The 12,691-nt window shown below is 62.2% G+C and carries 11 protein-coding genes; 8 read left to right on the top strand and 3 right to left on the bottom strand.

Annotation, left to right across the window (positions count from 1 at the left end; translation table 11 throughout):
• On the top strand, positions 1-1,365 hold the full coding sequence (locus KY494_RS00810) for an amino acid permease (protein WP_219136907.1): 1,365 nt from the start codon (positions 1-3) through the stop codon (positions 1,363-1,365).
• A 93-nt stretch (positions 1,366-1,458) separates the two neighbouring features.
• Here the strand turns inward: KY494_RS00810 and KY494_RS00805 are convergent, their stop codons facing one another.
• On the bottom strand, positions 1,459-3,066 hold the full coding sequence (locus tag KY494_RS00805; protein WP_219889494.1) for a hypothetical protein: 1,608 nt from the start codon (positions 3,064-3,066) through the stop codon (positions 1,459-1,461).
• A gap of 423 nt (positions 3,067-3,489) precedes the next feature.
• Between KY494_RS00805 and KY494_RS00800 the strand changes: the two genes are divergently transcribed.
• The 6 genes from KY494_RS00800 to KY494_RS00775 all read left to right on the top strand — a co-directional run bounded on the left by KY494_RS00800 (position 3,490) and on the right by KY494_RS00775 (position 9,430).
• Complete coding sequence (locus KY494_RS00800) at positions 3,490-5,199, top strand: methyl-accepting chemotaxis protein (RefSeq protein WP_219889493.1); 1,710 nt, start codon at positions 3,490-3,492, stop codon at positions 5,197-5,199.
• A 24-nt stretch (positions 5,200-5,223) separates the two neighbouring features.
• The gene (cysC, locus tag KY494_RS00795) at positions 5,224-5,850 is read left to right on the top strand and encodes an adenylyl-sulfate kinase (protein WP_219889492.1); all 627 of its coding nucleotides are present in this window, start codon (positions 5,224-5,226) and stop codon (positions 5,848-5,850) included.
• Positions 5,851-5,883: 33 nt separating this feature from the next.
• Positions 5,884-7,002, top strand: coding sequence for a sulfotransferase (locus KY494_RS00790; RefSeq protein ID WP_219889491.1), 1,119 nt, complete (start codon positions 5,884-5,886; stop codon positions 7,000-7,002).
• Positions 7,003-7,139: 137 nt separating this feature from the next.
• A complete protein-coding gene (locus tag KY494_RS00785; RefSeq protein WP_219889490.1) occupies positions 7,140-8,477 on the top strand; it encodes a diguanylate cyclase domain-containing protein in 1,338 nt (445 codons plus the stop codon).
• 48 nt (positions 8,478-8,525) lie between these two features.
• Positions 8,526-8,921: a hypothetical protein gene (locus KY494_RS00780; protein WP_219889489.1), complete on the top strand. Its 396-nt coding sequence runs from the start codon at positions 8,526-8,528 to the stop codon at positions 8,919-8,921.
• 68 nt (positions 8,922-8,989) lie between these two features.
• A complete protein-coding gene (locus tag KY494_RS00775) occupies positions 8,990-9,430 on the top strand; it encodes a DUF411 domain-containing protein (protein ID WP_219136901.1) in 441 nt (146 codons plus the stop codon).
• Between the two features lie 93 nt (positions 9,431-9,523).
• Here the strand turns inward: KY494_RS00775 and KY494_RS00770 are convergent, their stop codons facing one another.
• Positions 9,524-11,755, bottom strand: a complete 2,232-nt coding sequence (locus tag KY494_RS00770; RefSeq protein ID WP_219889488.1) for an NADP-dependent isocitrate dehydrogenase — start codon at positions 11,753-11,755, stop codon at positions 9,524-9,526.
• Positions 11,756-11,879: 124 nt separating this feature from the next.
• Positions 11,880-12,143 (bottom strand): hypothetical protein, encoded by a 264-nt coding sequence (locus KY494_RS00765; protein ID WP_219136899.1) that lies wholly within the window; start codon positions 12,141-12,143, stop codon positions 11,880-11,882.
• A gap of 257 nt (positions 12,144-12,400) precedes the next feature.
• Between KY494_RS00765 and KY494_RS00760 the strand changes: the two genes are divergently transcribed.
• Positions 12,401-12,646 carry a Flp family type IVb pilin gene (locus KY494_RS00760; RefSeq protein ID WP_070218525.1) on the top strand — a complete coding sequence of 82 codons (246 nt, stop codon included), beginning with the start codon at positions 12,401-12,403 and terminating at the stop codon, positions 12,644-12,646.
• Positions 12,647-12,691 lie beyond the last annotated feature (45 nt).

Here is a 12,691-nt window from a genome sequence, read left to right as displayed (position 1 = left end):
ATGACGGCAGTCGGGAATACCGAACCACAAGAGCTCAAGCGCGGCCTGAAAAGCCGCCACATCCAGCTCATCGCCCTGGGCGGCGCCATCGGCACCGGCCTGTTTCTGGGCATCGCGCAAACCATCAAGATGGCCGGCCCTTCCGTGCTGCTCGGCTATGGCATCGCCGGCGTCATCGCCTTCCTGATCATGCGCCAGCTGGGCGAGATGGTGGTCGACGAACCCGTCGCCGGCTCCTTCAGCTATTTCGCCGACAAATACTGCGGCCACCTGCCCGGCTTCCTGTCGGGCTGGAATTACTGGGTACTGTATGTACTCGTCAGCATGGCCGAACTGACGGCCGTCGGCATCTATGTGCAGTACTGGTGGCCGGGCGTGCCCACGTGGGTCTCGGCGCTGATCTTCTTTTGCGCCATCAACGCCATCAGCTTGTTGAACGTCAAGGCGTTTGGCGAGATGGAATTCTGGTTCGCCATCATCAAGGTGGTCGCCATCATCGGCATGATCGTCTTCGGCGCCTATCTGCTCGCGTCCGGCGACGCCGGTCCGCAAGCGTCGGTGGCCAACCTGTGGCAGCACGGCGGCTTCTTCCCGAATGGCTGGCAGGGCCTGGTGATGGCCATGGCCGTCATCATGTTCTCGTTCGGCGGCCTGGAACTGGTGGGCATCACGGCGGCCGAGGCGGACGACCCGAGCACGACGATTCCGCGCGCCACCAACCAGGCCATCTACCGCATCCTGATCTTTTACATCGGCGCGCTGGGCATTCTGCTGTCCCTGTACCCATGGCAAAACGTCGTCACCGGCGGCAGCCCGTTCGTGCTGATCTTCCATGCGCTCGACAGCAACCTGGTGGCCACGGCACTGAACGTGGTGGTACTGACGGCGGCACTCTCCGTCTACAACAGCGGCGTGTACTGCAACACGCGCATGCTGTTCGGCCTGGCCAAGCAGGGCAATGCGCCGCGCGCGCTGCTGCACCTGAACCGCCGCGGCGTGCCGCTGGCGGCGCTGGGCGTGTCCGCCCTGGCCACGGGCGCCTGCGTGGTGGTCAATTACTTCATGCCGGGCGAAGCGTTCGAAGTGCTGATGGGACTGGTGGTCTCCGCGCTGATCATCAACTGGGCCATGATCAGCTGGATCCACCTGCGCTTCCGCGCGCAAAAGAAGGCCGAGGGCAAGACGACCTTGTTCCAGAGCCTGGGCTACCCGTTCACCAACTACCTGTGCCTGGTCTTCCTGGCCGGCATTTTGGTGATCATGTACCTGACGCCGGGCCTGCGCATCTCCGTCTACCTGATTCCCGTGTGGCTCGCCGCGCTGGGCGTCGGTTACTGGATCAAGCAAAGCAAGGCCAAGGCATAGACTGCCTTGCTCCATATCAAGCAATAAACAGGTAATCAACAAACAAAAAGCCCGCCTTCGCAGACGGGCTTTTCGTATTGGGCGCTGGCGTTTTTAAGCGGCGGCGGCCTCGCCCTTTTCCTGCGGCATATTGGCTTGCCACATGCTGACGGTCTGGCCCGCATACGATTGCAGCAGCACGTCGTCGCTCAAGGTCAGCATCGCCTGCTGGCGCTGCTCCGCCTTTTTCTCGGGCGTCATGCCCAGCTCGCCCGTCTTGTACGGCCCCAGCACGGGCAACAGGTCACGCAGCACGGAATAATTGCCCGGCGTGGTCTTGTCCGATTCCAGCTTGCCCAGGAAATACTTCATGACATGCTCGGACTGGCGGCCCTCCTGCTGCAAGCTCGCCTTCACCATCTTGCCATCCTTGTAGGCCACCTGCGCGTCGCTGCTGGCCGTATCCTCGATCTGGTGGTAGGTATAGTTCTGCGATTCCGTGTTGGTTGTCAGGCGCAGCGGCACGCCGGGGACGAGGGTCTCATGGTAGCTGGCGCTGAGCTTCGATTGCTGCTGCTGCCGGATCGAACGTGCATCCTGGCTGGCACCGGTCTGCGCCGTCTTTTGCGACACTTCATAATTGAAGCCATCCTTTTCCGCACTGCGCATGGGATTGCTGAATTTCACGGTCTGCGACACGGAGGCGCTGAAATCGGCCAGTCCCGTCAGGATGGACTTGTCCTCGGCCGCCAGGCGCCACTTGCCCGTCTCGGGCGTGTCCGTGGCCACCTGCGGCGCGGCGGAATTGCTGTGCAGGGCTGTAAAGCTGTCCTTGAGCATGGCCACCAGGCCCGCGTCGCCATGGCCGCGCGACGCCGCCTGGTCGAACTGCTTCATGTAGCTGCCCAGCGCCTTGGCTTGCCGTTCCTTGCTGCCCAGGGTATTGAGTTGGCTGGCATCGACCTTCAGGTCCAGGCTGCCGGCCTCGCCACTGAAGCTGACCTTGCGCTGCGCGCCGTCGGCCTGGAAATCCAGGGTTTGCACGCTTTCCGGCTCGCCGCGCACCTTGACTTCCGCATGCAGTTTCACCGAGGCCAGCACTTGCTGGTCGAACTGCATCAAGCCCTCCAGCTTGATTTTCGGCGTGGCGCGCCCCATGCCATCAATGGCTTCCTGAAAACCTTTTGCCAGGTCGCCCAGCGCGCTGGCTTCAGCGTCGCTGAGGTCGCCGCTCGTCGTCATGTTCACGGCCAGTCCGTCGCCCTGGCTGTCGAGTGCCAGCTTGACTTCCACGCCGCTTTTCGTCGTGATGCTGAGGGTAACCCGGTCTTCGCCATTACCGTGCAGGCTACCCGGCGCGATGCCGGACGCTGCATAGACATTCGGCGAGGTGCTCGGCGGCGGCTGGCGCATCGCCTGCGAGAAATTGTAGTTGCCCAGCTTGGCCTGGCCCAGCATGGCCGCGCCCAGGCCGCTGAAGCGACCGCCAAACGCATACGAAGAGAAGCTTTTCGTCATCGCCTCGCTCACCTTGTCGCGCGGCGCGCTTTCCCACACCATCGGCGAAGGCACGAGAGATGACACGGCCGGCGGGCCGCCGAAGGCGACGATGGCGGAAGGGGACGGCGCCGGGGATGAGGGCGTGTCCACCCCGCTTGCCGTAGCGGCTAGCGTGCGGGACGGGCTTGGATTCCAGCTCGGGATCGGGGAGACGGAGGTCATGGTCGTTATGCCTTGCTAAACGAGTGGTGGTGTATGGGTGAGATATTCATAACTTTCAGTTTTTGACAACAATCAATCGTCAAGCTAGCCCACTTTCAGCCAGACGTGGGATACACGCCGCTTCAGGTGCCAGGCAGACACAGCTATAACGACGTGAAAGGTGAAATCATGAGCGCAATGTGGCATGAAAATTTTTCATTCTTGATACAAGTCACGCTCCGCCCCAGTAGTGGCGCCAACGAGGGCGCGTCATTTAACTCAAATTGGAACTGTTGCCTCAAGTAAATTTCTACTGTTGCTCAAATGCTGAAAGTGACTTTGTGTGACATTCCGTCTGCCCGCAATCACTATGATCGCTGAGTGCTTCGCGATAAATCCGCATTAGCTTATGCGAAACAGCAAGCACAGCCTTAAGGAGGCAGCATGAGATTTCTGAACTTAACCATAGCCAAGCGGCTCGGCCTGGGCTTTGGCCTGGTCGCCCTGTTCCTGTTGCTGGTCATCGCGCTGGGACTGACCAGCATGCGGCAAATCCAGGACCGCATGGATGAAGCAACCAAGGTCAACGACGTCGAAACCAGGCTCGCTCAGACTATGGACTTGACAGTAACCGAGCGGGCGCTGGCGCTGCGCAATCTGATTTTGCTGAAAGAAGAGAAGGAAATCCAGATCGAGGTCGCGCGCATCGCGGACCAGGAAAAAAAATACGCCGCCGCCCAGCAAAAGCTGGGGGCGATGTTCGGCAGCCTGGGGGGCACGTCGAACGAAGAAAAAAGCCTGCTCGAACAGATCCGCACGCAAAGCGAGCTGGCGGCCCCCTTCATCCAGCGGGCCGCCGCGCTGGCGCTGGACCAGAAGCAGGACGACGCCTACAAGCTGCTGCGTTATGAATTCCGCCCCGTGCAAAAGCGCTGGTGGGAATTGCTGCGCTCCTTGATCGCCGTCGAGGAAAAGCAGAACAACGAGGCTTCCATCATCGCCGAGGCCGCCTACAGCCAGGCGCGCCTGGTGATGCTGAGCATCGGCTCGCTGGCGCTGCTCACCAGCCTGCTGGCCGCCGTGCTGATCACGCGCGGCGTGACGCGCCAACTCGGTTGCGAACCCGACGAAGCGGCGGCGATCGCCGGACAGATCGCCAGCGGCAACCTGGCCGTGCCCATCCATACCCGCGCCGGCGACACGCACAGCCTGCTGTACGCCATGCAATCGATGCGCGACAGCCTGGCGCAAATCGTCCAGCAAGTGCACGCCAGCACCGAAACCATCGCCACGGCGGCGGGACAAATCGCCATGGGCAACCTGGACTTGTCTTCGCGCACGGAGCAGCAGGCCAGCACGCTGGAGCAAACCGCTTCGTCCATGGAAGAACTGACCAGCACCGTGCGCATCAACACCGACCATGCGCGCCAGGCCAACGGGCTGGCCGAATCGGCCTCCGATGTCGCCACCAAGGGCGGCGCCGTGGTGGCGCAGGTGGTCGACACCATGGCGGCCATCGATGTCTCGGCGCGCAAGATCGTCGACATCATCGCCGTCATCGACGGCATCGCCTTCCAGACGAACATCCTGGCGCTGAACGCGGCCGTCGAGGCGGCCCGCGCCGGAGAACAGGGGCGCGGCTTTGCCGTGGTGGCCACCGAAGTGCGCAACCTGGCGCAGCGCTCGGCCGCCGCCGCCAGGGAAATCAAGGACTTGATCGGCGACTCGGTCGACAAGGTCCAGGCCGGCAACCGGCTGGTGGAACAGGCCGGATCGACCATGCACGAAGTGGTCGCCAGCGTGCGGCGCGTCACCGGCATCATGTCTGAAATGATGTCCGCCAGCCAGGAGCAATCGGCCGGCATCGAGCAAATCAATATGGCCGTGACGCAAATGGACAATGTGACGCAGCAAAATGCGGCGCTGGTCGAGGAAGCCGCCGCCGCCGCGCAAGCGATGCAGGAACAGGTCAACAGCCTGAACGACGTGGTCAGCGTCTTCCGCGTAGGAAATATGGCAGGCGGCCGCGAGGCGGGACTGCGCGTGGTCCACCGTCCGCCACCGCCGCTGGCGGCGCGGCGCCCGCCCGCCACGGCGAAGCCGGCCCGTCCGGCCGCCGCCAAGCCCAGCGAAATCGAATGGGAACAGTTTTGAGCCGGCAACGGGGGAGTGGCGCACGTGGGTAAACTGGAACAGATCGCCGCTGCGGGCGGCGGAGCGCATCACATCTTCCCGCATGCGGGCCATATCGACAAGGAACAACGAGGGCTGATGGCCGGCCAGCGGGCCGCGACGCTGTGGCTGACCGGCCTGAGCGGCGCAGGCAAGTCGACGCTGGCGTACGCGCTGGAAAGGCGGCTGCTGGCGCAGGGCCGCCTGAGCTGCGTGCTCGACGGCGACAATATGCGGCACCACCTGAATGGCGACCTGGGCTTTTCTCCGCGCGACCGCCAGGAAAACATCCGCCGCGGCGCCGTCGTGGCCAGGCTGATGAACGACGCCGGCATGATGGTCATCTGCGCCTTCATCTCGCCGCTGCGCAGCGACCGCGAAATGGCGCGCCAGATCATCGGCGGCGACGACTTTATCGAAGCCTACATCAGCACGCCATGCGCGCTGTGCGAGGAACGCGATCCCAAGGGACTGTACAAAAAAGCGCGGGCCGGACTGATCCCGGCATTTACGGGCATCTCGGCGCCCTACGAAGCACCGCTGGCGCCGGCGCTGACGCTCGATACCAGCACGCTGTCGCTGGAACAGGCTTGCGAACGGCTGTTCCAGCAGCTGTGCCCGCGCTTCATCTGATGCCGCGCACCCACCTGTTCGAGGAAGGATGAGATGAGTTCCACGCACCACCCCGGCCACGGCGCGCGCCCGCGCCCTGTCATGATGATTCCCCTGCGCCGCTGCGGCAGCCATGCCCTGCGCCTGCGCCTGAACCTGTCGCCGCAGTTTTATTCACCGTATCCGCTGCACCTGGTCGACATGATGCCGTTGCTGCCCCTGTACGGCGACTTGCGCGACGACCGCGCCTACTTTCGCCTGGTGGTCGATGTGGTGGGCCTGGCGGCGGTCAGCATGGTCAAGTGGCCCGGGGTCGTCTTCGATCCGGTGGAAGTGTTCGAAACGCTGCGCGGCCAGCCGCGCAGCATCCACCGCGTGGCATGGGAGCTGCTGCTGCGCGCCGGCGAACGCCGCCAGGCGCAGGTGGTGATGGACAAGTCGCTCGACAGCGTGCACTACGCCGACGACATCGTGCGGCTGTATCCGGACATGCTGTTCCTGAACGTGGTGCGCGATCCGCGCGCGCAAGTGGCGTCGATGAACCGCGCCATCATCCACGATTTCGACACGCTGCTCAATGCCAGGACCTGGCTCGCCGCCCATACAGCCGCCGACCACGTCGTGCAGCGCCATCGGCAGCGCGTGCTGACGATACGCTATGAAGATTTTCTGTCGCGGCAACACGAAACGCTGGAAACGGTATGTGACTTTCTCGGCATCGCCTTCCTGCCGCAGATGCTGGACGTGGCGGCGTCGGCGGAAGCGCGGCAAATCGCACAGCTGTCGTCGCTGTGGTCGGCCAACTGCCATGCGCCGATCGCGGCCAACATCGACAAATTCAGGCAGCAACTGTCGGACGATGAGATCAACCTCATCGAAACGCTCGCCGGCCCGTATATGGACCGCTACGGCTACACGCGCCTCTGCCGCGGCGACGCCGGCATCACGCCCGCGCTCATCGAGCTGGCCGGCAGGCGCTCGGCGCAAGGACGCGAACGCGCCTGGCGCGCCCTGGAACAGGATAACTTCCGCGATTACGTGCTGCGCCGCTGCCGCGCCGACTATCTGGCCCAGCTGCATGCACGCCTCAGCCAGAGCGGCGGCGCGCCGGACAGCGGCGCCATCGTCACGCTGGATCCACTCGACCCGGACGCGTTTGTCGTCGATGATTGACAGGCTGGCGCCGACACCTGCTCCGCATCGGCATGCCGCCGTCGCTGCCGGCGCGGCAAGCCGCGATCAACGCTCTTTGTTTTCTAAAAACAACAATCTCGATATCGATCGGCAATGTCCACTAAAATAGTGAACATATGAAACATCTGATTAGCGCGCCGGTCGCCAGCTTCACCGATTTATTGCTCGACGCCGTGTGCATGGTCGATGTGAATGGGCGCTTTGTCTTTGTCAGCGCCGCCTGCGAACGCATCTTCGGCTACACCCAGGAAGAAATGATCGGCATGGTCATGCTCGACCTGGTCGCGCCAGCCGACCGTCAGCGCACCATCGCGGCGGCGCAGGCCATCATGAACGGCCATGCCCAGGCCCACTTTGAGAACCGCTACACCAGGAAAGACGGGCGCGTCGCGCACATCATGTGGTCGGCCCGCTGGTCCGCCACCGACCAGCTGCGCGTGGCGGTGGCGCGCGATATCACGACGCTGAAACAGACGCAGGCGAAGCAGGCGGCGCTGTACGCCATCTCCGAGGCGGCGCATGCGACCGAGGAACTGCCGGCCCTGCTCCAGCGCATCCACCAGATCGTGCGCGAACTGCTGCCCGCGTGCGGCTTGACAGTCTCGCTGCAGGACGAGCACGGCCAGCACTTGCACCAAGCGCAGCGGGAACTGGACGGCACGCCGGCAACGCACGCCGCGCTGGCGGGCCTGCTGTGCGAAGAAGTGCAGCGCAGCGGCCGCGCCTTGCTGATCGAGCCTGGCCAGCTGGCCGGCTTGCCGCCCGCCTTGCAGGTTGCCGCTGGCGACCTGCTGGAGTACTGGCTCGCCGTCCCGCTGCAGTCGTCGCGCGGCATCATCGGCGTGCTGGTATTGCAAAGCGGCCAGGGAGCGTCCACAGGCAACGAACACGAGCTCGATTTGCTGCAATTCGTCGCCAAACAACTTGCCATCGCCATCGAGCGCAAGCAACTGCAGAGCCGCATGCACTTCATGGCCATGCACGATGAACTGACCCGCCTGCCGAATCGGCGCCTGTTCCATGACCGCCTGCAGACGGCGTTTGCGCGTGCCCAACGCCATGATGGCCGGCTGTCGCTGCTGTTTCTTGACCTGAACCGCTTCAAATTAATCAATGACCACTACGGCCATGCCTGTGGCGACCTGCTGGTGCAGGCCGTGGCGGACCGGATCAGGGCTTGCCTGCGCGAGACCGACACCCTGGCCCGCCTGGGCGGCGATGAATTCGTCGTGCTATTGGAAAACAATCCGCTGTCGCTCGATGTGATGCTGATCGAACGGAAAATCCACGCGGCGCTGGCCACCCCGCTGCGGCTTGGCGATGGGCGCCACCTGCGCATCAGCGTCAGCATCGGCGTCGCGCACTTCCCGGACGACGGCGATACCATGCAGCTGCTGCTGCGCCATGCGGACCGGGCCATGTACACATCGAAGGCGGGTGCCGCCGAGCGCTAGCGGGCGCCTGCTTCTGGCGACAATACCCCTATGCTATACTTTCCGGCGATGCTAAGACTCTTCAAAACATGGCTGATCCTGCTGCTGATCACGGCGGTGCCGCTGCAAGCGGCAGCAAGCGGCGTCACGCGTGCGTGCGCGCCGCTCGCTGTCTTGCCTGCCGCCATGATGGCAGCGGACTGCCAGCATCACGCTGCGCAGTCATCCGCCGTCCCGCACAGCGCCGGCACGCAAGAAGAAAACAAGGCCCCTGCCAAGCACCCCGCTTGCGGCGCCTGCTCCAGCTTTTGCCTGGGCGCGCTGATGCCGCCCTGCCTTTCCCTGCCTGCCGCAGCCTGCACCGGCGCGCAACAAGTCACCATCGCAACGGCCACCTTGCTGACGGGATTCATTCCCGACGGCCCGCGCCGGCCGCCGCGGCCGCCGCGGCCGCTTTCCGCTTAAATTCCAAACTCGTCCCAAGCAGGCCACCCGTGTGGCCACGATAGACCTTATTCGTCTGAAAGCAACACATGATCAAACATTTCTTATTGCGCGGCGCCTGCGCCGCCATGCTGGGCTTGCCCACGTTCGCCATCGCGGCCCTGCCCGTCATTGACGTCTACAAAAGCGCGTCGTGCGGCTGCTGCACCGCATGGGTCAAGCACCTGGAAGCGAACGGTTTTACCGTGCGTGCCAAGAACGTCGAGATGCCGGCGCAATATCGCCAGCGCGCCGGCATACCCGACCAGTTCGGCTCCTGCCACACGGGCATCGTCAACGGCTACGCCATCGAGGGCCACGTGCCCGCCAGCGACATCAAGCGCCTGCTGCGCGAGAAACCCCAGGCAAAAGGCCTGGCCGTGCCAGCCATGCCCATGGGCTCGCCAGGCATGGAAGGACCGCGCAACGATCCCTACGACGTGTTCCTGGTGAAAGCCAATGGCACGACGGTCTACCAGCACTACAAATAAAGGCAGGAAACAATAAAAAACGCCGCCGGGATTGCTCCCGGCGGCGTTGTTTTTTGTCAGGCAGTAAAGAACTTACCGCCTGTCAGGACTGCATCAGATGGTGTCCAGCACGGCATTCAGGCTGGCGCTCGGACGCATGACCGCTTCCGTCTTCGCCGGATCGGGCAGGTAGTAGCCGCCGATATCCGTTTCCTTGCCTTGTACCGCTTTCAGCTCGGCAACGATCTTTTCTTCGTTATCGGCCAGGGCTTTTGCCACGGGAGCGAAGTGCGCCGCCAGTTCCGCGTCGTCCTTCTGCGCCGCCAGGGCTTGTGCCCAGTACATGGCCAGGTAGAAATGGCTGCCGCGGTTGTCGAGCTCGCCGGTACGTGGCGATGGCGACTTGTTGTTGTCCAGCAGCTTGCCGGTGGCTTCATCGAGGGTTTTCGCGAGGATTTTGGCCTTCGCATTGCCCGTCTTGATGCCCATGTCTTCCAGCGACACGGCCAGGGCCAGGAACTCGCCCAGCGAATCCCAGCGCAAATGGTTTTCTTCCACCAGTTGCTTGACGTGTTTCGGTGCCGAACCGCCGGCGCCCGTTTCGTACATGCCGCCACCGGCCATCAAAGGCACGATCGACAGCATCTTGGCGGACGTGCCCAGTTCCAGGATCGGGAACAAATCGGTCAGGTAATCGCGCAGGATGTTGCCGGTCACCGAGATGGTGTCCAGGCCGCGGAAGGCGCGTTCCAGCGTGTAGCGCATGGCGCGCGTCTGCGACATGATCTGGATTTCCAGGCCGCTCGTGTCGTGCTCCTTCAGGTACACCTGTACCTTCTTGATGACTTCGTTCTCGTGCGGACGGTAGGAATCGAGCCAGAACACGGCAGGCATCCCCGAGTTGCGCGCACGCGTGACGGCCAGCTTGACCCAGTCGCGGATCGGCGCGTCCTTGACCTGGCACATGCGCCAGATATCGCCCTCTTCCACCGTTTGGGTCAGCAGCACTTCGCCCGTTTCCAGGTCGGTGATGTTGGCGGTGCCGCCTTCAGGCACTTCAAAGGTCTTGTCGTGCGAACCGTATTCTTCCGCTTGCTGCGCCATCAGGCCCACGTTCGGCACGGTGCCCATGGTCTTCGGATCGAAGTTGCCATGCCATTTGCAGAAACCGATCATTTCCTGATAAATACGCGCGAAAGTCGATTCCGGCATGACTGCCTTGACGTCTTTCGGACGGCCGTCGGCGCCCCACATCTTGCCGCCGATACGGATCATGGCGGGCATGGACGCGTCGACGATGATGTCGTTCGGCGAGTGGAAGTTGGTGATGCCCTTGGCCGAATCGACCATGGCCAGTTCCGGACGATTCGCGTGGCAGGCGTGCAAGTCTTTCAGCACTTCATCTTTTTGCGACGCCGGCAGGGTCTCGATCTTGTCGTACAGATTGCTCATGCCATTGTTGACATTCACGCCCAGCTTGTCGAACAGTTCGGCGTGCTTGGCGAACGCGTCTTTGTAGAAAATGCGCACGCAGTGGCCGAAGACGATCGGGTGCGAGACCTTCATCATGGTCGCCTTGACGTGCAGCGAGAACATCACGCCCGTCTTGAAGGCGTCGTCGATTTCCTTCTCGTAGAACTCCAGCAGCGCTTTCTTGCTCATGAACATGCTGTCGATGATTTCGCCCGCTTTCAGGGAAACCTTCGGTTTCAGCACGATGGTCTTGCCCGAGGCGGTGACCAGTTCCATCTTGACATCGCGGGCCTTTTCCAGGGTCAGCGATTTTTCGCCATGGTAAAAGTCGCCATGATGCATGTGCGAAACGTGGGTTTGCGACGCCTGGCTCCACTCGCCCATCGAATGCGGGTGCTTGCGTGCATACTCTTTGACGGCCTTCGGAGCGCGGCGGTCGGAATTGCCTTCACGCAGGACCGGATTGACCGAGCTGCCGATGCATTTGCCGTAACGGGCCTTCAAGGCTTTTTCTTCTTCCGTCTTCGCGTCTTCCGGATAGTCCGGCAGCTTGTAGCCACGGCCTTGCAATTCGCGCACGCAAGCGATCAATTGACCTTGGGAAGCGCTGACGTTCGGCAATTTGATGATGTTGGTGTCTGGATTCTGGGTCAATTTGCCCAGTTCAGCCAGGGTATTCGGGACTTTTTGCGCGTCCGTCAGGAATTCGGGAAATTCGGCCAGTACACGCGACGCCACCGAAATATCCGTGGCGACGACATCCACGCCAGCCGGCGCGGTGAATTTTTTGATAATCGGCAGCAGGGAATACGTCGCGAGCAGCGGCGCCTCGTCAGTCAGCGTGTAGATGATTTTGGATTTTTGTGTTGCCATGTTCATTCCCTTGTATGCGGTGATGCCTGGTGGTTAACTTTCTTCATTCCAAACACAGGACGGTTAGCCTTGCTTTGGACGGCTAGTGTGCCGGCGGTGACGCCGTGCTTGCCCACCACGTATTTTAGACTGTCCTGCCGCTGTTTGTGTATCCGATGGCGACGAATCTTATATAAGACAGCAAATATCTGATGGCGCCAGGCCCGAACGGCCATTTTCCGCCTTGAAATGGGTGCAGGACGGCGGCCCGGCATGTATGTCGCCTTGATGAAGCATTCAATATTGACAATATCCAAGTGGGAGCGACGGTGCGCGCGCCCACCAGCCAGGCCGCCAGCAGCGAAGCGGCCATGGCGGGCCATTGCAGTAGTTCGAGGATGTCGGACATGGCGCCTCCTGTTTGCCGGCAACGTAGCCATATTGTCTGTCGTTTTTTTGGCGCACGCCTGCCACAGGCTGCGCCACTTCCCCGCAAATCTTCAGCTGGCTTGATATCGATTAAACCAGCTGATTAAAACGGCCATACGATGAGCAGGCTTTCTCTTTTTATTCATCCATTGTTTGTCTTTTCTCAACTGAAAGGTATTTCAAATGAAACCTGTTATGCGGAAAATCAAGTCAATGCGGCAACAATTGGGACAGGGCATGACGGAATATATCGTCATCGTGGCGCTGATTGCCGTTGCCGCCATCGGCGTATATCAACTGTTCGGCGCCACCATACGCAACCAGACGGCCGGCATCGCCATGGAAGTGTCGGGCAAGAACGGCACGGCCGCCATCGCCAAGGCAGGCGGGGCCGCCACCAAGGCCGAGACGGCCGCCAAGGACACGGCGAAGAACAGCCTGTCCACCTACGGCGACCAGGCCACCACCGGCAAGCAGGACTAGGCCGCCACCAGCGACTTCCCAAACCAATGAGCGCCCCGGCCCCAT

The organism is Janthinobacterium sp. PAMC25594 (assembly GCF_019443505.1).
GTDB lineage: Bacteria > Pseudomonadota > Gammaproteobacteria > Burkholderiales > Burkholderiaceae_D > Janthinobacterium.
The sequence above is the reverse complement of the archived record's forward strand: the minus strand, read 5'-3'. Positions and strand labels throughout refer to the sequence as shown.

Bases quoted from the DNA above. Each gene is read 5' to 3' on its own strand.
- KY494_RS00785 (WP_219889490.1), top strand. From the start codon at position 7,140: ATGAAACATCTGATTAGCGCGCCGGTCGCCAGCTTCACCGATTTATTG.
- KY494_RS00800 (WP_219889493.1), top strand. From the start codon at position 3,490: ATGAGATTTCTGAACTTAACCATAGCCAAGCGGCTCGGCCTGGGCTTT.
- KY494_RS00805 (WP_219889494.1), bottom strand. From the start codon at position 3,066: ATGACCTCCGTCTCCCCGATCCCGAGCTGGAATCCAAGCCCGTCCCGC.
- KY494_RS00810 (WP_219136907.1), top strand. From the start codon at position 1: ATGACGGCAGTCGGGAATACCGAACCACAAGAGCTCAAGCGCGGCCTG.
- KY494_RS00765 (WP_219136899.1), bottom strand. From the start codon at position 12,143: ATGTCCGACATCCTCGAACTACTGCAATGGCCCGCCATGGCCGCTTCG.
- KY494_RS00780 (WP_219889489.1), top strand. From the start codon at position 8,526: ATGCTAAGACTCTTCAAAACATGGCTGATCCTGCTGCTGATCACGGCG.
- KY494_RS00760 (WP_070218525.1), top strand. From the start codon at position 12,401: ATGACGGAATATATCGTCATCGTGGCGCTGATTGCCGTTGCCGCCATC.
- KY494_RS00770 (WP_219889488.1), bottom strand. From the start codon at position 11,755: ATGGCAACACAAAAATCCAAAATCATCTACACGCTGACTGACGAGGCG.
- KY494_RS00790 (WP_219889491.1), top strand. From the start codon at position 5,884: ATGAGTTCCACGCACCACCCCGGCCACGGCGCGCGCCCGCGCCCTGTC.
- KY494_RS00775 (WP_219136901.1), top strand. From the start codon at position 8,990: ATGATCAAACATTTCTTATTGCGCGGCGCCTGCGCCGCCATGCTGGGC.